Consider the following 25,599-nt stretch of genomic DNA (forward strand, 5'->3'; position numbering starts at 1 on the left):
GATAAGAGCAGGTGACTGGGTCGCGTCCCGCGGAACACGCCCACCCTCCGGTCGGGCCGTCTCCGCCTCACCGGCGGCGGGCCCTCCCGTCAGGGGCTGGCGAAGCAGCCACCCTCCATGGTGGCATGTCCGGATGCTTGCCATGACCACCAGGCGGGTTCTCCGGCTGTTCTTACGGTGGACCGCCCTCGCGGCGGCCGTAGTCGTCCTGCTCGGCCTCGCGGCGGTGGCCGCGCTGCGCTGGCAGTTCGCCGGCACCCCCGCGCCCTGGGCCAGGACGACCGGCCACGACGCGCTGTGGATGGGACACGCGTGGGTGGACGGCCGCCGCACCGCCGAGGACGTGGACGCCCTTGCCGTACGGCTGCGCGGAAGCGGGATCAGGGACGTGTACGTGCACAGCGGGCCGCTGGACTACGACGGCACACTCCGGCCGGATAAGTACCCCAACGCACAAAATTTCCTGAAATGGTGGCGCGAGCGGCTGCCCGAGGTCCGGGTCTCGGCCTGGCTCGGTCAGAAGGTGGGCGCGGACGAAAAGCCCCGCCTGGACCTCGCCGATCCGCCGGCGCGGGAGCGGATCGTCGCGGGCGCGCGTGCGCTGGTCGACCTGGGCTTCGACGGCATCCACTACGACTTCGAGCCGGTAGCGGACGGGGACGGGCCGTTTCTGAGCATGCTGCGGGAGACGCGGCAGGCGATCGGGACGAAGCTGCTGACGACCGCCACCCAGCAGATCGAGCCGCTCCCCGGACTGCGCCACCCGTCCCGCCTGGCGATCGGGCACGACAAGTACTGGTCGTCGGACTACTTCCGGCAGGTCGTCGAACTGACCGACCAGGTGGCCATCATGACGTACGACTCGGGCATGCCCCTGCGGTCCCTGTACGGCGGATTCGTCGTACGGCAGGCCGAGATCGCGATGGGACTGGTCCCCGAGGACAAGACCCTGCTCATCGGGGCGCCCGCCTACCACGACCACGGGGTGACCTGGGGCGACGCAGCCGAAAGCGTCGCGGCCGCCGCCGACGGCACCCGGCTGGCCCTGACCGAACACGGCCCGAGGACCGATCTCGGCCTGGCCCTCTACGTCGACTTCGCCGCCACCGAGGAGGACTGGGAGGAATACCGCACGGCCTGGGTCGATCCTCGCTGACGCCGACTGCGGCCGTTCGTCCCATCCGCCGGCCGGTGCCGCGGTAGCATGAGCCCGCGCACGGGCCGGCGGAGGATGGCCCGGCGGCGTGATTTGAGTGGCGAGCCCGGCTGTGGGTATTCTGTTGAACTGCGTGTGGCGCGCCCTCTCTCTTGCCCGCGCGCCCATCCGACCAAGACTTCACACCGAGGCTCTCTTCGTGGCGAACATCAAGTCCCAGATCAAGCGCAACCGGCAGAACGAGAAGCGTCGGCTGCGCAACAAGGCCGTCAAGTCGTCCCTGAAGACCGCGGTCCGCAAGTTCCGCGAGGCCGCCGAGCAGGGCAACGCCGAGGAGGCCGTGGTCCTCCTGCAGGCCGCCTCCCGTCAGCTCGACAAGGCCGTCAGCAAGGGCGTCATCCACAGGAACCAGGCGGCCAACCGCAAGTCGGCGATCGCCAAGCGCGCCGCCGCCCTGCAGGCCGCCGAGTAACGTCCTACCGAGACACCACGCCGCATCCCGGACCCGGGATGCGGCGTTCTGGTGTCTGCGGGCAGATCCCGTGAACGGCGTCCCCAAGGACACCGCGCACCACCGACACGGCACACGGAGGGCTCGGAGCCTGCCCGAGGGATGATCCCCCAGCTGGCGTCAGCGACCGGTGCGGCTGGCGACGATGACGTGGACGGCCCGCTCCAGCGCGTAGGCCGGGTCGGCGCCGGCCCCCTTGACCTGTTCGTCGGCCGAGGCGACCGCCTGCACGGCGGCGGAGATGCCCTCCGGGCCCCATCCGCCGAGCTGGCGCTTGACCCGGTCGATCTTCCACGGGGGCATCCCCACATGGGAGGCGAGCTGGCCACCGCGCAGGTTCCGCGGTGCGTCGCCGACCTTGGCCAGTGAACGGAGGCCGGTCGCGAGCGCGCTGACGAGCAGTACGGGCGCGACGCCCGTGGCGAGGGCCCAGCGAAGCTGCTCCAGCGCCTCACCGAGCTTTCCCTCGATCGCCAGGTCGGCGATGGCGAAGCCGCTGACCTCTGCCCGTCCCCGGTAGTAGCGGGCGACGGCGGCCTCGTCGATGCTCTTGCCCGGGGTGTCGAAGGCCAGCTGGTCGCAGGCGGCGGCCAGCTCGCGCAGGTCGCTGCCCACGGCGTCGAGCAGCGCCTGGGCGGCCGGCGGCGAGATCGTCCGCCCGGCGCGGCGGGCCTCCGCCCTGATGAACTCGAGCCGCTCGCCCGCCTTGGTCGGCTTGGCGACGGTGATCACCTCGGCGCCGGCCTTCTTCACCCCGTCGACCAGTGCCTTGCCCTTCACACCACCGGGGTGGGCCAGCACCAGGACGGTGTCGTCGGCGGGATGTGCGGCGTATTTGACGATCTCGGTGATGACGTCCTTCGGCAGGTCCTGCGCCGCTCGGATGACCACGATCGATCGGTCGCCGAAGAGTGAGGGGGACGTGAGCATGGTCAGCTCCCCCGGCTCCACCCTGCCACCGACCAGATCGTGAACCTCCGCCTCCGGGTCCGTGGCGCGCACCGCTGTGACGACGGACGCGACGGCCCGGTCCGCCAGGAACTCCTCGTCGCCGACGACCAGGGTCACGGGTGCTGGATTGGCCATGCAAGGCAGCATGCCACGCTCCCCGGCCCATGGCACATCCCGCATGGACGAAGCCCTTGACCTGCCCGGACCGTTGGGGCATTTCTAACGTACTGTGCCGTACGCCTGCCCTAGCGGTGACGTGGCCGATAGGGCGGCTCATGGCCCAGAAGCTCCTCGACCTGGGGTCGCAGCATACTGAGCAGTTCTTCCGCGAGACCTACCGCATCCTCGGCATCGGCGTGATGAACCACGCCAGCGCGGTACTCGACGCCATGTCATACGTAACGGAGACGGCCGGCGTCTCCCACGACATCCCGCGCTCCGAAGGCGGCGGCGATAGCGGCCGCCGCCTCGAAGGTCACCGCATGTGACCCTTGCTCATGCTGAAGCGTCACCCGTGCTGGCGGCACTTTCTCACTCCCTCTCGTTCCGCGCCACAAGCAGGTGAGGCCGAGCCAGCACCTCACGCACGAAACCGGTTTCCGCCTCCTGCCACTCCCCGAGAGGAATCACTGTGAGTTGGACCGGGCGCCCCAAACGCTCTTCCAGTTCCTCGTTGAGACGTCGCAGTTCACGCCGCGAATGCTCTCCGACCACGACGACATCGACATCGCGAGGAGGAGGACCGGGCCGGTTCAGGAACCGCTCGGCCCATGAGCCGATGATCAGCACCTGTTCGACACCTGGCAGACCATCAAACGCCTCAGCGATCACCATCGCCGGACCGAAAGCATAGCCAACGAGTTGACTCAGTGCAGCGTAATAGGGACTTTCTGTATTCGCCGAGAGCAACCTCGCCCGGCCTACCACGCGTTCCGCCAGAACTCCCGCCTGGACAAGGCGGCCTGCCTCGCGCTGGACCGTGAGCCACGGGAGACTGAGTCGGTCCGCCAGCGCGGTGATCGACTCCTCTTCCCCTGGGTGAAGCAGCACCCAGGCCAGGACCCTCACCTGCGCCTCCGAGCGGAAGATCGGCAGCAGGGGCGGCGGCATAACCTTCATAAAACTAAGGTTAACCTCAAGTTGTTGAAGGATGCGGGAGGCTCCGGACGTCGTTTCATCTTCAAGCGTTCACGTTGTTCGGTGGCCGCGGGGGACCACGGCGAGGCGGCCGCCGCTCTCGACGACGGCCAGGTCACCGGAGAGATCGGTGCGGTAGGCCCGCATGCCGAGCCAGGCCAGGCGGCGCATGGTCAGCGGGGCGGGATGGCCGTAGTCGTTCGTCGCGCCGACACTGATCAGCGCGGCCCGCGCCCCGGTGGCGGCGAGGAACCCCGGATCCTGCCGCGACGACCCATGATGCGCGACCTTCAAGACGTCGACCCGGGGCACGCCCTGCCGCAGCAGCGCGTCCTGCGCCTCGGTCTCCAGGTCCCCGGCGAGCAGGGCCGACCCGATGACGTTTCCCGCGGCCCCGGACCAGCGGGCCACGAGCACGACGCTGGCGTTGTTCGCGATCGCCCCCTCCCCCGGCCCCTGGCGGGCCTCACCGTCGCCGGGAGCGAGCACGGTGAGCTCGAGCGTGCCGTCCGAGCCGCCGAATCGCCACCGGGTGCCGGGGGTCACCACCCACTCGGGGATCCCCCTCTCCCGAAGGTCCCGGGAGACGCGGGCGGCCTCGCCCTCGGGCACCCGTCCGGGGCTGACCACGGCGGCCCCGACGGCCCGGCCGCGCAGGACGCCCGCGAGGCCTCCGACGTGATCGAGGTGCGGATGGGTGAGCACCATCAGGGGCACCTTCCGGACGCCGAGGTCGCGCAGGCAGCGATCGGCCGGACCAGGGTCCGGACCGGTGTCGACCACCACCGCCTCTCCGGGTCCGGCCGACATGGCGAGGGCATCGCCCTGACCGACGTCACAGGCGACCAGCAGCCAACCCGGCGGAGGCCATGGCGCGGCCACCCTCCGGACCACGAGGACGGTCACCAACGCGCCGATCACCACCGCGATGGCGATGCGCCTGCCCGTCGGCCGGCGCAGAACGAACCACCCCAGGACCGCCGCCGACGCCAGCAGGGCGACCCCGGGCAGACCGCCAGGCCATGAGACCGTCGCGAACGGCAGAGCCGCCGCCCGCTCCGCCACCCCGATGATCCAGCCGACCGCGAGCCCGGCGGGTCGCACCAGCAGCTGCGCCAGAGGCATGCTGATCGGCGCCACGAGCGCGGCGGCGAAGCCCAGCACGGTGGCCGGTGCGACGGCCGGTTCGGCCAGCAGGTTGGCCGGGATCGCGACCAGGTCGAGCGTGCCGGCCATCAGCACCAGCACCGGCGTCACCGCCGCCTGGGCCGCCGTCGGGACGGCCAACGCCTCGGCGACGAGCACGGGCATCCGGCGGGCCAGCCGATCGCGCCAACGCGGGGCGAGCACCAGGATGCCGCCGGTGGCGGCCACCGACAGGGCGAAGCCGTACTCTCTGGCCAGCCCGGGATTGACCAGGATCAGCGCGAGCACGGTCGCGGATAAGGCGGCGACGCCGTCCCGGGAACGGCCGGTGCCGAGCGCGACGGCGGCGACCGAACCCATGACGAGGGCCCGGAGCACGCTCGGGGACGGCCTCGCCACCACCGCGAAACCGATCATCACGGCGATCGCGAGTGCGGCCCGCACCGGGAGCGGAAGACCTGCCCATCGCGTGATCAGAAGCGCCGCACCGGCGATGATCGCCAGGTTGGACCCCGAAACCGCTGTGAGGTGGCTCAGCCCAGCGGTCTTGAGGTCGCGTCGGACCTGGTCGTCCATCCGCGACACATCGCCGACGACCAGGCCGGGCAGCAGACCACGCTGGTCGGGCGACAGCACGTCGCTCGCCTCCCGTAACCCGGCACGCAGGGCCCCCGCCCCCCGCTGAATGAGCGACGGTCCCGCGTCAGGTGAATCGGGCTGCTGAGGCGGACCCCGCACGAGCATCAGCGCCGCCGTCAGTTCACCGGGATCGGCCGGCGCCAATCGCCCCCGGATCCGGATGCGCTGACTCGGCAGCAGTTCGGTCCACCCCGGACCCGAGCCGAACATGACGACCGGGACGTCCACCCGGAACCGCGTCTCCGGGGTGTCGACCACGACCAGCCGCGCCTCGACCACGACGCTGTCGCGCCTGGTTACTCCCCCACGGCGCTGCCGGATCCGCGGGTCGTCGGTGATGACGGCCTCCGCCGTGACGGTGACGCCACGGGCCGCGAGGTCAGGCACCGGACCCGTACGCACGGAGTGCACCTTGAACGCGACCACAGCCGACGCGGCCGCCACGCACACCAGCACGCCGGCACTCACCCTGGCGAGTGCCGTACCTCTGGCAGACCGTCCCGCTTCCGAGCGGGCCCATCTCCGGCAGGCCGCCCACGCCACCGGAGCCGCCAGAGCCGAGGTCGTCGCCACCCACGCCCCCGCCGCGGCCGGGCACCCCAGCAACACGAGAGCGGTCAGCCACACCGCGACGGCGGGAGCGACCAGCACCGCGGACAGCCTCCGAACCGCAGCCACGCGACCGTCGGAGCCGACGCTGTCGGGACCGGAGTCGTCGGGGCCACGATCACCGCCGGAGACCGGGTTCGAGCCGGGCCGGATGGGGCGGGCCCCGGTCATACGGTGACCTTGTCGCGCAGTTCCGCGAACTTCTTCTCCCCGATGCCGGAGACCTGACGGAGCTGATCGACGCTGCCGAACCCGCCGTGGGCGTTCCGGAAATCGATGATCCGCTGGGCCAGCACATCGCCGACGCCCGGAAGAGTGTTGAGCTGCTCGACGGTCGCCGTGTTGAGGTTCACCACGCCGCCGCCGTCCGGCTGCGCGGCCAACGGGCCGCCTCCCCCGGCGTCCGTGTCCGCCCCCACGACGATGTGCTCTCCGTCCGCGAGCCGGCGAGCGAGGTTGACCCCGCCCGGGTCCGCCCCCTTCTTCACGCCGCCGGCGGCCTCGACCGCGTCGACCACCCTTGATCCGGTCGGCAGCGCGAGCACGCCGGGCTTGCGGACCTTGCCGGTCACATAGACGATCACACTCGAGGTGGGAGACGGCGAAGCGGCCGATCTCACGCTCCCCGGTGGCGCGCTCTCCGGCCCCACGCCCTCCGCCGCCGCGCTCGCCAGGCCCGTGCTCATACTCATCGGAACGGGCGCGGCGACGGGTTCGGCGACCGGCCGGGTCCGCCACACCACGAACCCGGCGATCGCCGCCGCGAGCACCCCGACAAGCACCAGAACCCGCAGACCAGGCCTACCTGGATCCAGCATCGGCACCTCGTCACCGAACTTCACGCCACGGGATCTCCATCGGTCGACGATCTCGACCAGGCGGTTACGAAACGGGGGCGGCCTTCCGCCGGACTCGACCTCGTCGAGCGGCTCGGGCACGCCGAACGGCGGCGGCGTGAGCGGCGCCACCGGCTTCATCGGCGAGGAGCGGATGCGGGCGGCGGGCGGCTCCACCGCCATGGGATGGATCAGGCCGCGCAGGCGCGTCTCGGCCGCGCGACTCTCGCCGGCACGATTCCCGGTCACCCGGTGGGCCCGCTGCTCTCTGCTTCGCACGCTGAGGACGTTAGGTCGCCGCCGACCTGCCCATAGCGGCAGAACCCCGTTCTGTGGACAGTGGTCCCATTCACCGTACGACGAACAGGGCGTACCGTCGTCACCGACGACACCCCGCGCTGCCTGGCCACCGCACCAACAGGGGTTTGCATCAGTCGGGCATTCGACGCAAAGATCTCCGGATGATCTCCCCCAGCCCGATGCGACGGCGGCGGTTCCTGCTTTTCGCTCTTGCCGTCACCGCGATCGGTGTCTCCTTCACGTTCGCCGAGCCGGGCCTGACGGGAATTGGCCTGTGGCTGCGGGACCTCCGCGGCGTGATCTTCATCAGAGGGATCATGGAGGCCGTCGCGATCCTCCTGCTGGCGCTGCCCCTGGGAGTGCTGATCGACCGGGTACGGCGCCGGCCCGTCATGGTGCTGACGCCACTGCTCGGAACGGCGGCGGTGGCTTCCGTCGCGGCGGCCGATGGCCTTGGAGTGCTGTCCGGACCGCACCTCATCGCGGTGATGACGGTGACCGGGACCCTGGCGATGGCGGCACAGCTCGGCCAGGACGCCTACCTGCCGTCCGTCGTCGGGCGTGCGCGCCTGCTACCGGCGAACGCCCTGCTGTCGGTGCTGCCGCAGATCTTCCTGGTTGGGGTGATCGCGCTGCCGTCCTCGTTGGCCGGGCACGAGATCTGGTTCCTGGTCGTCATCAGCGTGGTGATGGCCGGAGGCGCCTTGCTGTTCCGCGGCGTCGACGCCGTCGAGCCGCCACCACCCCCGAGAGTGGGGCTGAGGCGGGAAGTGGCGGAGGGAATCCGCTTCACGGTGAAGCATCCGGTGGTACGGGCGATCGCCATCTATCTGGTGCTGTCGGCCCTGTTCGCGGAACTGTCCGACGAGGTGACGACCGAGGCGCGGAAGATGATGATCGACGCGGGGGTGGGATACACATCGGTGGGCGGGTTCTTGCTGTGGTCGACCATGACGTCGGCCTATGGCGCACCCATCCTGGGAGCGCTGCTGGCCGTGCTGCTTCACCGAAGGCTCGGCACCTTCCGCCTGGCCTGGTCGGCCATGCTGGTGAGCCAGCCGTTCATGCTGCTGCTCGCACTGTCCGGCACGGCCTGGGGGCACATCTGGTACGTGATCGGGACCGCTGTCGCTTGGGCTGGAGCGACGGTCGCCGCCATCGCCCTGCTCAGCCACCGCCAGGCCATCACACCCGATCGGCTGCTCGGCCGAGTGGGCGGTGTGCTGGTTGTGCTCACCAGTCTGGCCGGAGCCGTGGGAGAGCTACTGGAGGAGCCCGCCGAGCGGCTTGCCGAACTCGGCGGTTCCACGCCCACGGCGCTGACCCTGCTACCCGGCCTGGCCCTGGCCACGGTCGCCGCGCTCGCCGCCGCCATCCCACTGCTGAGAACCCGGCGGTTGGCGCTGGACCACTTCGAACAGGACCACTTCGAAGCGGACCAAGGGGACGCCACAAGTTCGCCTTCATTAACGGTGCCCCGCGGCATCCGGCGGGGCATGGAATGTCTGGTGACGCTCGCGCTGCTGACCGCGCTGCCGGCCGCCGACCTCGCATCCGGCGACATCACCAGTCCCGACCAGTGCGCACCGCGGTATGACGACGGGTCGAGGGTCCGTACCGGGGATCGGGTGTTCGTCTGCGCGGCGCGAGCGGGCGGAAGATTCGCGAACGTCTCCGACCGGGACCTCCTGACGTACGGGCGCGCGATGTGCGAGGCCTACCCAGGCCGCGGCGCCGACAAATGGTTCCTCGTTCCCATCTGTCCCAAGGCCGCGGCCGAGGCTCAGGCGGAGATCGACGCCGAGGAGGCTGAGTATCAGGCGCGCGAGGCGGCCAACCAGAAGGTGTGCGACCGATTCCGGCATCGGCCCCTGGCCAGGCCGGTGCGTGTCATCCGCGAGCGGATGTCGACCGACTACGGCGTCATGGAGGCCTTCGAGTACGACGAGAGCCGTCCGACAGACCCGTACGAAGACGGCCTGCTGGAAAAGGCGCAGGACAACGGCCTGGTCGCCACCCTCCCCGGGCATCTGATGATCCTCAGCCACTCCGACTACGACATCTGTGTGACCGCCGAGACCTACCGGAGGAGGCCGCCCGTGGAGGTCAAGGGATGGCACCACGTGGTGGAGGTCGGCTACAAGAGCCTCACCGGCGACATCGAACTGATGGACCCGATGGTGGGTGAGGGCCTGCCGAACCTGGCCTTCCGGGGGAAGGGCCACTATCGGATCCGGGTCCACTACCGGAAGCCAGATTGGGAGGCTTGGACGCCCCAGCACCTCCTGATCGTGGTGTTCCCCGCCAAGGGCGACCAGGTCGTCGAGCACCGCCCATCGCGATGAACCCCGCCTCGGGCTCGGCGGGTCTAAGGACTCGAGGATGGAATCACGGCTGGAGGGCGTTCTCGCGACACGTCAGAACGTGCCTCCGACGCCGTCCGAAATCCGAGATCGCCTTGGTGCCGACAGCGCCTCCTACCTACGCACGTCGGACTGGATGGTCGCCTCGCTGCGGACACGGTTGCGGTCAGCGAGACGCCGCATCAGGTCCTGGAGGTCTTCGCGCTCTACAGCAATAGACACCCACGAGAGCTATCACCTATGGATAAAACCGGCCATAGGCCACCTGAATGGGAATGGTCATGATACTTGCCAGATGGAGCACCGGAGTCCGATAAACAGAAGTTCACAGCGTCACCATCGTGACAAATCAGCAACCTCGCAGCCGCTCTGCGCAATGTTCACTGATCGGAGCTTCGCGAGATCCGCGAGATCCGCGAGTGCGATCAGAAAGAGCACTCCCGGCAATGCTTGATTAGCGCTCCACACCTTAGTTAAGACCAAATATGGATCCCGCTGCGACATGACCGAAAATACGGACAGCAAAGGTGCCTATGACCGTTATCCTCCAGATGAGGAACATCTGTCCGGGTCGGAAAAATCGGTTGCCGGGGGCCGTACTGTCTTTGATGTGACTGACACGGACAGCCTGCTCGCGGCCTTCGACGAGCAGATGCGGATGGGGATCCCGGCCAATCCGTCGGACGGGGGGATGTACGAGCGTGACGGACCTGTGCTGCGGGTCACCTACCCGTTCCGAGGCTTCATCGGCACGCCTCGCGACATCGGTGTACGGGGCGCCGAGTTGGATCGGCTGATCGCCCGGCAGCGTGACTTCTTCGCCGCGCGAGGAGATGCGGTGGAGTGGAAGACCTATGGGCATGACCTGCCGCTCGACCTCCCCCAGCGGCTGCGCGCCGCGGGCTTCGTCCCCGAAGAGCAGGAGACCCTCCTCGTCGGCCGCACCGAGGAGATGGTCGCGGAGCCGGTGTTGCCGGACGGCGTCGCCCTCCGCCGGGTCACCGCCGATGGCGACATGCGCCGCATCGCGGCCATGGAGTCGATCGTCTGGAGTCAGGACTGGAGCTGGCTGGGCGACGATCTGATCTCGCGGGTGACCGCCGCCCCGGAGGAGATCGTGGTCTTGGTCGCCGAGGCCGACGGCGAAGTCGTCTCAGCGGCATGGCTTGTGTTCAGGCCGGGAACCGAGTTCGCCGGACTCTGGGGTGGCTCGACGCTGCCCGGATGGCGAGGGCGAGGGATCTACCGCGCGCTGGTCGCCGCGCGCGCCGGGCTCGCCGCCGCCCGGGGTGTCAAGTTCCTACAGGTGGACGCCTCCGACGACAGCGCCCCCATCCTGCGCCGGCTGGGCTTCCACGCTGTGGGCACCACGACTCCCTACGTGTGGTCACCGCCGCGAAGCTGAGACACGACCTGGCTCTCAGGCTCCCGCATATAGCCGCTTGAGGTCGACGAGTTCGACGTCGGGGCGTTTGTCGGCAAGGCGGGTGAGATCGGCGGAGAAGCCGGAGCGGGAGAACAGGAGCAGCTTGGGGAGGGTGCCGACCTTGGCACTGGGGAGGAGGCCGCGTAGGTGTTCCAGACGTTCCAGTTGAGGTGTGTCCACAGGAGCCTCGGTGCTCTTGACCTCACCGATCGCCGTGACGCGGTCAGCGGAGAAGGAGGTCGACTCCAGGACCACGACATCGAGTTCGTGGCCGCGCCGGTGCTCTTGGCACGGAAGCTCTGTCGGACGTACAGATGTGGCGGTGCCGCCGAGGGTGTCGGGCTCCGCATGCTCGAAGCACCACTGCCGCGCGAGGTCCTCGAAGTGCGCGCCGTAAATCTTGGAGTCGATGGTGTGCGCGTTGGCACGCCAGACGCGATCGGCCCGGCCGGCGATCAGTTCGGCCTCGTGACGTCGGATGAGGAGCTGATGCAGGCGTACGACAGGTTCGGCGACGCGGAAGACGCTGCGCTTGCCGCGCAGGGCATCGTCGATCTGTTCGATCAGGCCGATGTCCTGCAGGCCGGACAGCAGGTGTGCGAGCGCGCTGCTGGGACGCCCCAGTGCCGAGGCTATCTCCGAACGTCGGTGGTTACCGGCACTGATCGCACTCAGCGTGGCCGAGTATGAGGTCGGATCGGTGATCGAAGGCTCCTCGCGGAGCAGCAGGGCACCCTCACGGAACATCGCGGAGGCCGGGTTCAGCAGCCGCCGCTGAATCCAACGATCGAAGTCGGCCAGCCCGGCAGGTCCCGATCCCCCGCTCATCTCGAGATAGGCGGGGGTCCCGCCGAGCAGGGCGTGCAGCCGGAACGCGAGCTCCGGATCGTGATCGGCGCCCCAGAAAGCCGCGGCCTCACGGAATCGGAACGGGCGCACGACCAACTCCATGACCGCCCGCCCGCGCAGCGGCGCACCACCGGAAAGCAGCTGCGCCATCGTGGTCAGGGCGCTGCCGCACAGGATCAGCCGGGTCTGGGTGTGCTGCTTGGCGTATCCGAGCGGGCTGAGCGCCTGCTGAAGATAGGAGGGCAGCGCGGGCGTGGCCGAGACGAGGTAGGGAAACTCGTCGATGACGAGGGGGGTCGGCCGGTCTTCCCCCAGCCGAAGCAACTCGTCTATCGCTTCCCGCCAGCTTCCGAAGGCGAGCGGCTGACGTAGACCGCGATAGGCGGCATAGGCCGCTCCGAGGTCGGCGAGGTTCTGCGCCTCCGTCTGCTGGGTGGCGCCGAACAGGAACCCGCCGGTCTGCTGAGCCAGCAGTTCGAGCATGAGGGTTTTGCCTTGGCGGCGGCGGCCGTAGACAAGCCCGAGAGTCGCTCCTTGCAGGGGGGAAGCGACGAAGTCAGCGAGATCTGTCCACTCGGTGTCCCGGCCGAACAGACGCTCAGGCTTCTGCGGCATCGGACGGCCCCTCATCATCTGGTTCTCGGATGTAGTGGGTAGGCGAGCTTATGATAGCTGCAGCTATGATAGTTGGACTTACAAAATCACGCGCCTGGACCGAGACCGCTCTCCGCCGTCGTCTGGAGCGGAATCCGGCGTCGCGTCAGCGCACCCGCGCCTGCCGGGTCCTTCCCGGGGCAGGGATCCGCTGGGCCGTGCTTACTGAACGGGGATGCCGCCGCGCCAGACCCGGCGGGCCTTGAGGCCGAACGACCAGGCGAAGGCGCCCTCGTGGTCGGCGTCCCACTGGACGATGTCGGCCACCCGGCCCGGCGCGAGAACGCCGCGGTCGTTGTACCCGAGCACCTGGGCGCCGCCCATCGTCGCCGCTCGCAGCGCGTCGTTCACGCTCATTCCGAAGGCCGCGACGGCCATGCCGATCACCAGCGACATCGACGTGATGCCGCAGTGGCCGGGGTTGTGGTCACTGCCGAGCGCCACGGGGATGCCCTGAGCCAGCATCCGCCGTACCGGCGGGAGGTGCCCCACCTGCAGCGCCGTACTCGGGCAGACGACGGCGGGCACGCCGTAGCGCGCCATCACAGAAAGATCCTCGTCGGAGGCGTGGTGCAGCAGGTCGGCCGAGGCGCAGCTCATCTCGGCGGCGAGCTGTACGGCACCGCGCCTGTTGTACGCACCGGCGTGGATGCGGGGCATGAGACCGACGTTGCGTCCGGAGGCGAGCACCCAGCGGGCCTCGTCCGCGGTGAAGTGGCCGTCGTCGCAGTAGACGTCGACGCTGTCCGCCCCGGCGGCCGCGGCATCCGCGCACCAGGAGGAGACCGCGTCGACGTAGTCCCGCTGGCGGCCGAAGAACTCGGGAGGGACCACGTGCGCGGCGAGGAAGGTGACGTGCACCCGCGGCATCATCGGCTCTTTCTCGAGCTCGCGCAGCAGCCGCACGTCGGCCAGTTCGCCGTCACGGGTGAGGTGATAACCGGTCTTGGCCTCGACAGTCGTGGTGCCGCTGATCAGCCAGTCGTGCAGCCGCTCGCGGACACCGTTGCACAGGGTCCACGGGTCGGTGCCTCGGGTGACGGTGACGGTCGAGCCGATGCCGCCGCCGGCCGCGGCTATGGCCGAGGCGCTTGAGCCGCCGGACCGCATCGCCATCTCGGCGTACCGGTTCCCGGCGTACACGGGATGGGTATGCGCGTCGATCAGGCCGGGCGTCACGAGAGCGCCGCCCAGGTTCTCCACGTGGTCCACGTCGACGATGTCGTTGACGACACCTGGGACGCTCTGGGGGAGATCGGCGGCACGACCGACCCAGGCGATCCGGTCGTTGTGGACGAGGATGGCGGCGTTGCCGCACACCTCGTGGCCCGTCCACAGGCGGCCGATGTTGGTGAGAAGCCGCACGGTCATCCGACCACCTGCCCAGCATTACCGGACATCGAAACGGCCCGCTTCACGGGCTCCGCGCCCGCCGGGTCCGCTCGGTATCCGGACGTCATCGGGGGGTCTCCTGCCTCATCGCGCACTGGTGTTCGTGCGACGACCCTACCGCCGGGTTGTGCAACCCGCGCGGTTCAGTTCAGTTACGGTATTTCACAAAGGGGCTTGATGTACAGGGTTATGGAAAGAACGTCGTTCTGTCTCAGCCGCCACGAATGTCCCGGAGACACCCCGCGGCCGGGTGGGCACTCTGTGCTGTCATCTCATTACCCGCACCATACGGTCACCATAGACGCAGCCGATGTTAGCAAGGGGGACCCCGGCAGGACCATCACACACGCGCCGCGTGCGTGGTGAACCCGCCGGTCAGCTCGTCACCGCCCTTGGTGCGGCCGCCCCGGCCATGACGCCGGGGCGCGATCAGACCCTCTCGACGGGCTTGGCCACCCGGTCGAGCTCGGCGAACAGCCCGGCGAGGACCCTCGCGTGCAGGATCGTCCCCTCGCCGGTGTGCTCCAGCGAGAGCACCTCGCCCTCGTCGTGGGCCCGGGCGACCAGGTCGCTCCTGTCGTACGGCACCAGCATGCGGACCTCGTGGTCCAGCCGGGGCAGCTCCCGCTCGATGAGCGCCATCAGGTCGGCGATGCCCGCGCCGGTGCGCGCGGACACGACGACGCTGTGCCGTTCCTTGAACGTGAGCCGCGCCAGGACCTCCGGCTCCGCCGCGTCGGCCTTGTTGACGACCACGATCTCCGGGATGTCCCGCGCGCCCTCGATCTCGCCCAGCACCTCGCGGACGGCCGCGATCTGGGACTCCGGATCGGGGTGGGAGCCGTCCACCACATGGAGGATCAGGTCGGCGTCGCCGACCTCCTCCAGCGTCGAGCGGAACGCCTCCACAAGCTGGTGCGGCAGGTGGCGCACGAAGCCGACCGTGTCGGCGATCGTGAACAGCCGGCCCTCGGGCGTGTGCGCCCTGCGCACCGTCGGATCGAGGGTGGCGAACAGCGCGTCCTCGACCAGCACTCCGGCCCCGGTCAGCCGGTTGAGCAGCGACGACTTGCCGGCGTTGGTGTAGCCCGCGATCGCCACGGCCGGCACCTCGTGGGACTGGCGGCGGTGCCGCTTGGTCTCCCGGACCGTCGACATCTCCTTGATCTGCCGCCTGAGCCTGGCCATCCGTTCGCGGATGCGCCGCCGGTCCAGCTCGATCTTGGTCTCACCGGGACCGCGGCCGCCGATGCCGACGCCGCCGGCGGCGCGGCCGCCGACCTGACGGGACAGGTTGCCTCCCCAGCCGCGCAGGCGGGGCAGCAGGTACTGCAGCTGGGCCAGCTCGACCTGGGCCTTGCCCTCCTTGCTCTTCGCGTGCTGGGCGAAGATGTCCAGGATCAGCGCCGTACGGTCGACGACCTTGACGTTGACGACGTCCTCGAGTTGGCGCAGCTGGCCGGGCGTCAGCTCACCGTCGCAGATCACGGTGTCCGCGCCGGTCGAGGCGACGATGTCACGCAGCTCGCTCGCCTTGCCAGAACCGATGTAGGTGGCGGGATCCGGCCGGTCACGCCGCTGGATCAGGCCCTCGAGGACCTGCGACCCCGCGGTCTCGGCGAGCAGCTTCAGCTCCTGGAGGGAGTTCTCCGCGTCGACGACGGTGCCGCCGGTCCACACGCCCACCAGGATGACCCGCTCCAGCCGCAGCCGCCGGTATTCGACCTCGGTGACGTCTTCGAGCTCCGTCGACAGGCCCGCCACCCGGCGGAGCGCCTGACGCTCTTCCAGTTCGTAATCGCCCACTGCATCGTCTAGGGGCTCAAATCGCATGTATGTCATCTCTGGCTAGGTCAACAATCCGACACCCCGGTGTCTTCCCCGGATGAGGTGTCTTCCCCCAGATGGTGACATGCCGCGCACCGATCACGCATCCCCATATCCAGCTCGGCCAGGCGCTCATTGCTTGTGGACGACGGCGTCGCCCGATCCGGTCTTCACGACGATCGTGTGCGGCGCCGACGGGTCCTGGGCGACCTCCACCTTCTGCTCGCCCGAACCGGTCTGGGTGGTCACGTTGTAGGTGCCGTCCGGCACCCAGACCTGGCCGTCGCCGGAGCCGGTCTGGACGGTCACCCGCTGGGGCGCCTTGCCGAACCTGAGCTTGACATCACCGGACCCGGTGTTCGCCGACACCTGGTCGCCGGCCAGCCCTCTCGCGTCGATCTCGCCGGAGCCGGTCGAGGCGGTCACCCGGCCGGTCAGGTCGCGCAGCGTGATCTCACCGGATCCGGTGTCGATCCGTACGGCCAGGCCGCGGGGGATGTCGACCCGATAGTCGACCGAATGAACGCAGTTCACGCAGCTGTACACCAGTTTGAGCGTGTCGCCGTCCACGCGGTGCCCGTCGCTCGGCCGCTCACCGTTCCAGCGCAGGGTCTCGGTGACGTGGACACCCTGGCGATCCGTCTCACCGACGACGACCTCACCCGACCCCGTGCGGATCTCAAGAGCGGCGACCTTGTCGGTCACGTCGTAGGACTGTGTGGCCTGCTCCTGCGGGCCGAATCCCACCCGGCATCCGGTGAGGGCCAGACTCAGGCCCAGTACTGCTGCCGCGGCGGCGACGATCGTCGTCTTCTGTCTCATGGCCATCATTCTTCGGCCCGGGACAACCTCGCCCATCAGGGAAGACCCTCAAACAGCCCCTGAACGACCCCTTGAGGTGCCCTGCCCAGCCCCCGTGTCGCCCCCGCGTTGTCCCTCGGATGAGCGGTGGGGTAGCGTCGATTCCATCATCTAGAATTTTGTTTTCGCATTGTGGAAAGGACCTCGATGGACGGCATTCAGATCACGGGTCCCATGCTCGACCGGTTCGACGAGATCCTGACTCCCGAAGCGCTCGACTTCGTGGCCGCCCTGCACCGGGAGTTCGACGAGACCCGTCGCCGGCTCCTCGACGCGCGCCAGGAACGGCAGGCCCGGCTCTCGGCAGGCGACACGCTCGACTTCCTTCCCGAGACGAAGCACGTCCGGGAGTCCGAGTGGCAGGTCGCGCCGGCGGCACCCGGGCTGGCGGACCGCCGCGTGGAGATCACCGGGCCGGTCGACCGCAAGATGACGATCAACGCGCTCAACTCGGGGGCGAAGGTCTGGCTGGCCGACTTCGAGGACGCCAACACGCCGACCTGGGAGAACACGGTCAACGGGCAGCTCAACCTTCGCGACGCCCTCGACCGCACGATCGACTTCTCCTCCGGAGGCAAGGACTACGCACTGAAGCCGGACAAGGACCTCGCCACGGTGGTCGTCCGTCCCCGCGGCTGGCACCTGCGGGACAAGCACCTCCTGGTGGACGGCGCCGAGATCTCGGGCTCGCTGCTCGACTTCGGGCTCTACTTCTTCCACTGCGCCCGACGGCAGCTCAGCAAGGGCCGGGGGCCGTACTTCTATCTGCCCAAGATGGAGTCGCACCTGGAGGCGCGCCTCTGGAACGACGTGTTCAACCGGGCCCAGGAGCTGCTCGACCTGCCTCGGGGGACGATCCGGGCCACCGTGCTCATCGAGACCTACCCCGCCGCGTTCGAGATGGAGGAGATCCTGTACGAGCTGCGTGAGCACTCCGCCGGGCTCAACGCCGGCCGCTGGGACTACCTGTTCAGCGTCATCAAGAAGTTCCGTACCCGGGGCCGGGAGTTCCTGCTGCCGGAGCGCAACGCGGTGACGATGACCGCGCCGTTCATGCGGGCCTACACCGAGCTGCTGGTGCGCACCTGCCACAAGCGGGGCGCGCACGCGATCGGCGGCATGGCCGCCTTCATCCCGTCCCGGCGCGACCCTGAGGTGAACAAGGTCGCCCTGGAGAAGGTGCGGGCCGACAAGACCCGCGAATCGGGCGACGGCTTCGACGGGTCCTGGGTGGCCCACCCCGACCTGGTGCCGATCTGCCGCGAGGTGTTCGACGGCGTGCTCGGCGCCCGGCCCAACCAGCTCGACCGGCTCCGCGAGGACGTCCGGGTCACCGCCGAGGACCTGCTCGCGGTGTCGAAGACGCCGGGCCAGATCACCGAGGCCGGGCTGCGGGCCAACGTGGACGTCGCGCTGCGCTACCTGGCGGCCTGGATGGGCGGCCTCGGCGCGGTGGCGATCCACAACCTGATGGAGGACGCGGCCACCGCCGAGATCTGCCGCTCCCAGGTGTGGCAGTGGATGCACAACGACATCGAGCTCGCGGACACCGGCGCGGTCGTGACCCGGGAACTCGTGGAGCAGATCATCGAGGAGGAACTGGCGGAGATCGCCACCGAACCCGGATACGACGAGAAGCTCTACGCCCAGGCGACCGCCCTGTTCAAGGAGGTCGCACTCGACGACGACTTCGCCGAGTTCCTCACGCTGCCCGCGTACGCGCGCATGCCGTAGATCGCACGCGCCGACGTCACGAGGAGGTGACCGATGTCCACAGTCGATCGGCTGGCGGCGCGCCTGGGCGAGCTGTTCCCGGCGGACGCGCTGATCACCGATCCGGTACGCCTGCGGACCTACGAGTGCGACGGGCTCACCTACCATCGGGCAACTCCGGGGGTCGTCGTGCTCCCGGAGTCGGCCGAGCAGGTCGCCGCGGTCGTGAAGCTGTGCGACGAGCACGGCGTGCCGTTCGTGGCCCGGGGCTCGGGGACCGGCCTGTCGGGCGGCGCGCTGCCCAGGACCGACGGCGTGCTGATCGTCACCTCGCGCATGCGGCGGATCCTCGAGATCGACATTCCGAACCGCCGCGTGGTGGCCGAGCCCGGGGTGACGAACCTGGCCATCACCGAGGCGGTCCGCGACCAGGGCTACTACTACGCCCCCGACCCCTCCAGCCAGCAGATCTGCTCGATCGGCGGCAACGTGGCGGAGAACTCGGGCGGCGCCCACTGCCTGAAGTACGGCTTCACCGTCAACCACGTCATCGCGGTCGAGATCGTCACCCCGGATGGGGAGATCGTCACGTTGTCGGAGCAGGACCCGGGTTTCGACCTGCTCGGCACGTTCATCGGCTCGGAGGGCACGCTCGGGATCACCACCGAGATCACCGTACGGCTGTCGCGGACGCCCGAGGCCGTGACGACCCTGCTGGCCGCCTTCGCCGACATCGAGGGCGGCGGCCGGGCCGTGTCCGCGGTCATCTCGGCGGGCGTCGTCCCGGCCGCGATCGAGATGATGGACGCACTCGCGATCGAAGCGGCGGAGGCCGCCGTCGACTGCCGCTATCCGGCCGGGGCGGGAGCCGTGCTCATCGTCGAGCTCGACGGACCGGGCGCCGAGGTGACGCACCAGTTCGCGGCGGTGGAGCGGATCTGCCGGGACAGCGGCGCCTTCGAGATCCGGGTCGCGGCGTCGGCCGAGGAGCGCGCCGCGATCTGGAAGGGCCGCAAGTCGGCCTTCGCCGCCGTCGGCCGGATCAGCCCGGCCTACATCGTGCAGGACGGGGTGGTGCCGAGGACGTCCCTGCCCGGGGTGCTCGCCGGGATCGACCGGCTGCAGGAGGAGTTCGGCATCCGGGTCGCCAACGTCTTCCACGCGGGCGACGGCAACCTGCACCCGCTCGTGCTCTTCGACGACGCCGTGCCCGGTGAGGGCGAGCGCGCCGAGGACGTCAGCGGACGCATCCTCGACCTGTGCGTCGAGCACGGCGGCTCGATCACGGGCGAGCATGGTGTAGGTGTGGACAAGGCCAAATTCATGCCGCGAATGTTCAGCGAGGACGATCTCGACACCATGCAGCTCGTGCGGTGCGCCTTCGACCCGAGAAACCTGTCCAACCCCGGAAAGATCTTCCCCACTCCCCGGCTGTGCGGAGAGGTCCCCGGGGTGCGCCGGGGCGTCCACCCGCTGGTGGAGTCCGGCCTCGCGGAGCAGTTCTGATGACCGCCCCCGGTCTTCCCGGTCTTCCCGGCCTTCCCGGGCTGAGCGGAGTGCGTGTCCGCGCGGCCGGCGCCGACGACGCCTTCCCCGGCGCGCGACCCCGGTGGGTCGCCCTGCCCGGGAGCGTCGATGAGATGGCCGCCGTCATGCGCGCGAGCGCGGCGCACGACCTGGCCGTCGTCCCGCTGGGCGGCGGAACCAAGCGGCTCTGGGGCGGCCTTCCGGCCCGCTGCGACGTCGTCGTCGGCACCGAGCGACTGGATCAGGTGATCGAACACGCCACCGGCGACCTGGTCGTCCGCGTCCAGGCCGGGGTGGCGATGGAGGCGCTGGCGGAGGCGCTCGCCGCGAAGGGCCAGGAGCTCGCCCTCGACGTGCCGGTGCCGGGCACCACGGTCGGCGGCCTGCTGGCCACCGCGATCGCCGGCCCGCGCCGGTTCCGGTACGGCACCGCCCGCGACCTGCTCATCGGGATCACCGTCGTCCTGTCGGACGGCACGATCGCCCGAGCGGGCGGCAAGGTCGTCAAGAACGTCGCGGGCTACGACCTGGGCAAGCTGTTCACCGGCTCGTACGGAACACTCGGCGTCATCGCGGACGCCACGTTCCGCCTGCAACCACTGCCCGCCACCCGCGCCTGGGTGACGCTCGACCTCGACGCCCAGGGGTCGCCGGACCGCCTGGGCGGGCTGGTGGCGGCCGTCGCCGCCTCGACGCAGGAGCCTGCCGCGATCGAACTCGACTGGCCCGGGCCGGAGAGGGGCGCGCCGAGCCTGGCCGTGCTGGTCGAGGGCGCGGCCGCCGCCGAGCGCGCCCTCGCCGTACGCGACCTGATGGGAGCGGGCGCCCGGGTCGGTGACGAGCCGCCGCCGTGGTGGGGGCGGCTGCCATCTGCCGGCCGGAGCGGGCCGATGGGACATCCCGGCGGCGGTCTCCTGCTGGAGATCAGGGCGGCGCCGTCCCGGCTTCCCGGCGTCGTCCCCGACATCGCGGCGGCCGCGCGGCGGACGGGGACCGAAGCGGCGGTACGCGGCTCGATCGCCGCCGGCGTGCTGCACGTCGCCGTTGACGGGGAACGGGCCGTTGACGGGGAACGGGCCGCCGAGTTCGTCACCATGCTCCGCTCCCGGATCGAGGTCGCCCGGGACGGCGGCGTGGACGGCCGCGTCGTCATGCTCACGTCCCCCGAAGCCGTACCCCCGGCGGCCGCCTCGGATCCCTGGGGACAGGAGTCGACCCGGCGCGAGCTGCTCCGGCGCGAACTGATGCTGCGGGTGAAGGAACGTTTCGACCCCGGCCACCGGATGTCCCCCGGCCGGTTCGCCGGAGGCATCCGATGACCGTCATCACTCCCGGAAGGAGGGAGCGCGGATCATGACTGGATCAGGAGATCCGTCCGCGCCGGCTCGATGGACCCCGAGCTGATCAAGGATTGCGTGCACTGCGGGTTCTGCCTGCCCACCTGCCCGACCTACGTCCTTTGGGGCGAGGAGATGGACTCCCCGCGTGGGCGCATCCACCTCATGGGCCAGCATGTCGGGGGCACCCCGCTGACCGACGAGATGGCCGGGCACTTCGACGCCTGCCTCGGCTGCATGGCCTGCGTCACCGCCTGCCCCTCCGGCGTTCAGTACGACCGGCTGATCGAGCAGACGAGGACGACCGTCGAGCGGGAGCACGTGCGAACCCCGGAGGACCGCGCCGTCAGGGCCCTGGTCTTCGCGTTGTTCCCCCACCGTCGCAGGCTCCGGGCGCTACGCCTGCCCATGCGGCTGGGCGAACGGTTCCGCCTGAGCGAACGGCTGCGGCCGTTCCTCGAACGCGTGCACCCGTCCCTCGGCGCCATGGCCGAGCTCGCTCCCCCGCTGCCCCGGCACGTGCCGCGGCTGCCGCCGATCGTGCGGGCGTGCGGGCGGCGCCGGGCCCGGGTCGGCCTGCTCACCGGCTGCGTGCAGGGTGAGTTCTTCCCGCAGGTCAACGCCGCGACCGCGCGGGTGCTGGCGCTGGAGGGCTGCGACGTCGTGATCCCGCCCGGACAGGGCTGCTGCGGCGCGCTGTCGGTCCACTCGGGCCGGGAGGCCGAAGCGCGACGGTTCGCGAAACGCACGATCGCCGCCTTCGAAGCCGTCGACACTGTCGTGGTCAACGCGGCCGGGTGCGGGTCGAGCATGAAGGAGTACGCCGAGGTGCTGGCGGGCGATCCCGCCCTGCGAGCTGAGGGCTGGCCGGAGCGGGCGCGGGCGCTGCGGATCCGCGACCTGGCGGAGTTCCTGGTCGAGCTGGGGCCGGTCGCGCCGCGTCACCCGCTGCCGATGTCCGTGGCCTACCACGACGCCTGCCACCTCGCCCACGCCCAGGGCGTACGGGCCCAGCCGCGCGAGCTGCTGGGCGCGATTCCGGGGCTGGAGCTGCGGGAGATCGCGGAGTCGGCGATCTGCTGCGGATCGGCCGGGACGTACAACCTGTTCCAGCCCGAGGCGGCCCGCGAGCTGGGCGACCGGAAGGCCGAACGGGTGCTCGCCACCGGGGCCGACCTGCTCGTGTCGGCCAACCCCGGCTGCACGTTGCAGATCGCGGCCGCCGTCCGGCGCTCGGGAGGCGGCGAGATCCGGGTCGCGCACACCGCCGAGGTGCTCGACGCCTCCCTACGCGGGCGCGCTCCGGAGACGCTGCGCGGCCGCGCACCGGAGACGCCGCGCATGCGGGGAGGGGCAACGTGAGCGTGCAGAGCGTCGACCGGGCGCTCGACGTGCTGGAGGCGCTGGCCGAGCACGGCGGTCAGGCCGGCCTGTCGGAGATCGCCGCTCGCACCGGCCTGCCGTACGGGACGATCCACCGGCTGCTGCGCACGCTGCTGGCCCGAGGGTACGTCCGGCAGGAGTCCGATCGGCGGTACGCCCTCGGCGGCGCGCTGGTGCGCATCGGCGGCGCGGCGGAGCGGATGCTCGCCGTGTGGGCCGAGCCGTACCTGGCGAAGCTGGTGGAGTTGTCCGGCGAGACCGCGAACCTCGCCGTGCTGGAGGGCGACTTCGTCGTCTACGTCGCCCAGGTGCCATCGCCGCGCAAGCTGCGGATGTTCGCCGAGGTGGGCCGGCGGGTGCTGCCGCACAGCACGGCCGTCGGCAAGGTGATGCTGGCCGAGCGGCCCGACGCCGCCGCCGTGCTCGGCCGCACCGGACTGCCGCGCCGTACGGACCGGACCATCACCACGGCCGGTGAGCTGCTGGGGGAGCTCGACCGGGTGCGGGCCCGGGGGTACGCGCTGGACCTGGGCGAGGAGGAGAACGGCGTGCACTGCATGGCCGTGCCGGTGCACGACGGCGGCCGGACGTTCGCGGCGCTGTCCGTGTCGGGCCCGGCCGAGCGGATCGACGCGATCGAGCGCGAGGAACTGGCCGCCATGCTGCGCAAGGCCGCCGACGACTTCGGCGCGGCCCTGTTCGGCGGCGGGGGCGGCTCGGCGGGGGACGGTGACCGGGGACGGTGACCGCGGTGCGTGGCGGTTCCTCCCCCGTGGCCGGGAAACCGGGGAGGATGGGCGCATGTGCCGAAGCATCAAGACATTGCGCCCGCCGTTCACCGAGCAGGTTTCCGAGGAGGACATCCGCGCGGCGGCCCTGCAGTACGTGCGGAAGATCTCCGGCTTCCGCGCGCCCGCCCAGCACAACGCGGAGGCGTTCGACCAGGCGGTCCAGGCGATCACAGCGGCCAGCGCGGCGCTGCTGGCCTCCCTTCAGGTGCGCGGCGCCCGCTGAGCCCCCGCCGAACGGAGAAACCCGGCCGTACGGAGAAATTCCGCGGGAAGAGGGAACCGGGCCCGGGGGCGCGGCGGAGTAGGGGATGAAGGGCGCGAACGCGCCTTACGGAAGGATTCCCCGATGAACGGACACAACGGGTGGTGAGAACCGCGGCCACCGACATCCCCCGGCCTGTGTCGCCGTGGCCGGTTCACGCCGCTCCGCAGGCCGAGCCGTCCGACGCGGAGCTGATCAGCGCCTCGCTGAGCAGGTCCGACGAGTTCGCGGCCGTGTTCGACCGGCACGCCGACGAGATCCACGCCTACGTCGGGCGGCGCCTCGGGCCAGAGCACGCCGACGATGTGACCGCCGAGACGTTCCTGCTCGCGTTCCGCAAGCGGCACCGGTACGACCCGGCCCGGCCGGACGCCAGGCCCTGGTTGTACGGCATCGCGAGCAGGCTCATCTCCGGCCACCGCAGGTCGGAGATGCGCAGGCTGAAGGCGTTCGCCCGGGTGGCGAACCGCGGCGGAGAGCCGTACGAGGAGGAGCGCACCACCGAGCGGGCGAGTGCCGCCGCGATGCGACCCGCCCTCGCCGTCGCGCTCTCCCGGCTCTCTGCCGCCGAGCGGGAGCTTCTCCTGCTCATCGCGTGGGCGGACCTCACCTATGAGGAGGCCGCCGAGGCACTCGACATCCCCATCGGCACCGTCCGATCGCGGCTCCACCGGATCAGGGCCAAGCTCCGCCGTCATCTCAATCTCCCTGAGGAGGGCACCCCGTGAACGACGAGATCAAGATGATCGCCCGCGAGCGGCCCGACGCGCCGCCCTACTCCCTGCCGGCCAGGGCGGCCGCGCGCCGGCGGCTGACCGGGGACGGCCCCGGCGGGCACGGGTTCGCCCGCGACCTGCTGCGCACCGTCTCCCGGCGGCCGTATGGCATGGCGATCGGCGGGGTCGCGCTGACCTCGGCGGCGGCCGTCGCCGTCATGACCGTGGTGCCGCATGGGGTCCCCGCCGACCCGGTCTCGGTAGCCCAGGCACCCTCGGCTCAGACGCCGTCGGATCGGGTCCCGTCAACTCACGGAGGCAGTGATCCGGGGCAGGGGCCGGAAGTCGTCGTGGCACTGCCGAAAATCGCCAAGGTGTCGGCCGAGGAGGTGCTGGGGCGGGCCGCCCGCGCGGCGACCGATCTCAACCCGCGGGGCGACCAGTTCATCAAGGTCAGCTCGCAGACGATGTACGGGGCCTTCGGCGGCGGGGAGACCAACGTCGACACCGGTGAGGTCATCCCGGAGACCCGCTACCTCTACCGGACGAAGCGGACAATCTGGCTGTCCGCCGACGGCACCAGGGACGGCTCGCTGAAGGTCGAGAACCTGACGCCCCGCGCCTACCCCGGCTGGCCGATCCCCGAGGAGGCCAATCGGGAGAAGGGCACCTGGTGGGCCTCCCTGCCGGTATGTGACGGCGCGCCGCGGGACACCGCCTACACCTCGCTGAAGAAGCTGCCGACCGACGCCAAGGGGATGCGCGACTACCTGTACTCACGCGAGCACGGCGACAACCCGCCGGACACGGGGGCCTGGGCGGCGGCGGGCGACCTTCTCCGGGAGACCTACATGCCGGCCGCCCAGCGTGCCGCGCTGTTCGAGGCGGCCGCCACCATCCCCGGCGTGACCGTCACAGAGGACGCACAGGACGCCGCCGGTCGCAGGGGCATTGGCGTCGGCCGGGTGTCGTTCGGCGTGCGGGAGGACATCATCTTCGACCCGGAGACGTACGAACTGCTCGGCGAGCGCGGCGTCGTGGTGGACGCGAAGAAGGCCAAGTCGCCGGTGGGCAGCCTGGTCGCGTCGACGGCTCAACTCGAGGTGACCGTCGCCGACAGCGCGCCCGAGGTGGACGACCCCGCGTCGAGATGCATGAACGGCGGCTGACCCTCGCCCTCCCGGGGCAGGGTGACCCTGCCCCGGGGACGCGG

General features: G+C 70.4%; 21 protein-coding genes. 13 read left to right on the top strand and 8 right to left on the bottom strand.

Annotated features, from left to right (window positions below):
• Nucleotides 1-142: 142 nt before the first annotated feature.
• Together Mth01_RS04455 and rpsT are read left to right on the top strand one after the other, a co-directional pair.
• Entirely contained in the window at nucleotides 143-1,156 is a 1,014-nt protein-coding gene (locus Mth01_RS04455; RefSeq protein ID WP_204011680.1) for a glycoside hydrolase family 18 protein, read from the top strand.
• Nucleotides 1,157-1,355: 199 nt separating this feature from the next.
• Nucleotides 1,356-1,628, top strand: coding sequence for a 30S ribosomal protein S20 (rpsT, locus tag Mth01_RS04460; RefSeq protein WP_204011681.1), 273 nt, complete (start codon nucleotides 1,356-1,358; stop codon nucleotides 1,626-1,628).
• Nucleotides 1,629-1,787: 159 nt separating this feature from the next.
• Here rpsT and holA read toward each other — a convergent pair whose 3' ends face one another.
• Nucleotides 1,788-2,753: a DNA polymerase III subunit delta gene (holA, locus tag Mth01_RS04465; RefSeq protein WP_204011682.1), complete on the bottom strand. Its 966-nt coding sequence runs from the start codon at nucleotides 2,751-2,753 to the stop codon at nucleotides 1,788-1,790.
• Nucleotides 2,754-2,893: 140 nt separating this feature from the next.
• Between holA and Mth01_RS04470 the strand changes: the two genes are divergently transcribed.
• Nucleotides 2,894-3,106 (top strand): hypothetical protein, encoded by a 213-nt coding sequence (locus tag Mth01_RS04470; RefSeq protein WP_204011683.1) that lies wholly within the window; start codon nucleotides 2,894-2,896, stop codon nucleotides 3,104-3,106.
• Nucleotides 3,107-3,149: 43 nt separating this feature from the next.
• On the opposite strand, the gene Mth01_RS04475 is transcribed toward Mth01_RS04470, so the two are convergent.
• From Mth01_RS04475 to Mth01_RS04485, 3 genes are all read right to left on the bottom strand, one after another.
• Nucleotides 3,150-3,737, bottom strand: coding sequence for a hypothetical protein (locus Mth01_RS04475; RefSeq protein WP_204011684.1), 588 nt, complete (start codon nucleotides 3,735-3,737; stop codon nucleotides 3,150-3,152).
• A 69-nt stretch (nucleotides 3,738-3,806) separates the two neighbouring features.
• Nucleotides 3,807-6,320: a ComEC/Rec2 family competence protein gene (locus Mth01_RS04480; RefSeq protein ID WP_204011691.1), complete on the bottom strand. Its 2,514-nt coding sequence runs from the start codon at nucleotides 6,318-6,320 to the stop codon at nucleotides 3,807-3,809.
• A complete protein-coding gene (locus Mth01_RS04485) occupies nucleotides 6,317-7,264 on the bottom strand; it encodes a ComEA family DNA-binding protein (protein WP_239089350.1) in 948 nt (315 codons plus the stop codon). The genes Mth01_RS04480 and Mth01_RS04485 overlap by 4 nt, the downstream gene beginning before the upstream one ends.
• 182 nt (nucleotides 7,265-7,446) lie before the next feature.
• Here Mth01_RS04485 and Mth01_RS04490 point away from each other — a divergent pair, with 182 nt between their 5' ends.
• A complete protein-coding gene (locus Mth01_RS04490) occupies nucleotides 7,447-9,630 on the top strand; it encodes an MFS transporter (RefSeq protein ID WP_204011700.1) in 2,184 nt (727 codons plus the stop codon).
• 628 nt (nucleotides 9,631-10,258) lie between these two features.
• A complete protein-coding gene (locus Mth01_RS04495; RefSeq protein WP_204011703.1) occupies nucleotides 10,259-11,053 on the top strand; it encodes a GNAT family N-acetyltransferase in 795 nt (264 codons plus the stop codon).
• 15 nt (nucleotides 11,054-11,068) lie between these two features.
• Here the strand turns inward: Mth01_RS04495 and Mth01_RS04500 are convergent, their stop codons facing one another.
• From Mth01_RS04500 to Mth01_RS04515, 4 genes are all read right to left on the bottom strand, one after another.
• A complete protein-coding gene (locus Mth01_RS04500; RefSeq protein ID WP_204011706.1) occupies nucleotides 11,069-12,538 on the bottom strand; it encodes an AAA family ATPase in 1,470 nt (489 codons plus the stop codon).
• Nucleotides 12,539-12,739: 201 nt separating this feature from the next.
• Entirely contained in the window at nucleotides 12,740-13,948 is a 1,209-nt protein-coding gene (gene hutI / locus Mth01_RS04505) for an imidazolonepropionase (RefSeq protein WP_204011709.1), read from the bottom strand.
• Between the two features lie 450 nt (nucleotides 13,949-14,398).
• Nucleotides 14,399-15,811, bottom strand: coding sequence for a GTPase HflX (hflX, locus tag Mth01_RS04510; RefSeq protein ID WP_204011711.1), 1,413 nt, complete (start codon nucleotides 15,809-15,811; stop codon nucleotides 14,399-14,401).
• 117 nt (nucleotides 15,812-15,928) lie between these two features.
• Nucleotides 15,929-16,618 (bottom strand): DUF4097 family beta strand repeat-containing protein, encoded by a 690-nt coding sequence (locus Mth01_RS04515; protein ID WP_204011713.1) that lies wholly within the window; start codon nucleotides 16,616-16,618, stop codon nucleotides 15,929-15,931.
• 186 nt (nucleotides 16,619-16,804) lie between these two features.
• On the opposite strand from Mth01_RS04515, the gene aceB reads away from it, so the two are divergent.
• From aceB to Mth01_RS04555, 8 genes are all read left to right on the top strand, one after another.
• Nucleotides 16,805-18,391: a malate synthase A gene (gene aceB / locus Mth01_RS04520; RefSeq protein ID WP_204011715.1), complete on the top strand. Its 1,587-nt coding sequence runs from the start codon at nucleotides 16,805-16,807 to the stop codon at nucleotides 18,389-18,391.
• A gap of 33 nt (nucleotides 18,392-18,424) precedes the next feature.
• Nucleotides 18,425-19,876: an FAD-linked oxidase C-terminal domain-containing protein gene (locus Mth01_RS04525; protein ID WP_204011717.1), complete on the top strand. Its 1,452-nt coding sequence runs from the start codon at nucleotides 18,425-18,427 to the stop codon at nucleotides 19,874-19,876.
• Entirely contained in the window at nucleotides 19,876-21,216 is a 1,341-nt protein-coding gene (locus Mth01_RS04530) for an FAD-binding oxidoreductase (protein WP_204011719.1), read from the top strand. Before Mth01_RS04525 ends, Mth01_RS04530 begins: the two co-directional genes overlap by 1 nt.
• A gap of 69 nt (nucleotides 21,217-21,285) precedes the next feature.
• Complete coding sequence (locus tag Mth01_RS04535; protein ID WP_204011721.1) at nucleotides 21,286-22,596, top strand: (Fe-S)-binding protein; 1,311 nt, start codon at nucleotides 21,286-21,288, stop codon at nucleotides 22,594-22,596.
• A gap of 2 nt (nucleotides 22,597-22,598) precedes the next feature.
• Nucleotides 22,599-23,363 carry an IclR family transcriptional regulator gene (locus tag Mth01_RS04540; protein WP_204011880.1) on the top strand — a complete coding sequence of 255 codons (765 nt, stop codon included), beginning with the start codon at nucleotides 22,599-22,601 and terminating at the stop codon, nucleotides 23,361-23,363.
• Nucleotides 23,364-23,418: 55 nt separating this feature from the next.
• Nucleotides 23,419-23,631: a DUF2277 domain-containing protein gene (locus Mth01_RS04545; protein ID WP_204011724.1), complete on the top strand. Its 213-nt coding sequence runs from the start codon at nucleotides 23,419-23,421 to the stop codon at nucleotides 23,629-23,631.
• Nucleotides 23,632-23,774: 143 nt separating this feature from the next.
• Nucleotides 23,775-24,398: an RNA polymerase sigma factor gene (locus Mth01_RS04550; protein WP_239089352.1), complete on the top strand. Its 624-nt coding sequence runs from the start codon at nucleotides 23,775-23,777 to the stop codon at nucleotides 24,396-24,398.
• Nucleotides 24,395-25,555 (top strand): CU044_5270 family protein, encoded by a 1,161-nt coding sequence (locus Mth01_RS04555; protein ID WP_204011727.1) that lies wholly within the window; start codon nucleotides 24,395-24,397, stop codon nucleotides 25,553-25,555. The genes Mth01_RS04550 and Mth01_RS04555 overlap by 4 nt, the downstream gene beginning before the upstream one ends.
• The last annotated feature ends 44 nt before the right edge of the window (nucleotides 25,556-25,599 follow it).

Origin of the sequence: Sphaerimonospora thailandensis (assembly GCF_016863115.1) — a bacterium.
In the GTDB taxonomy this organism is placed as follows: Bacteria; Actinomycetota; Actinomycetes; order Streptosporangiales; family Streptosporangiaceae; genus Sphaerimonospora; species Sphaerimonospora cavernae.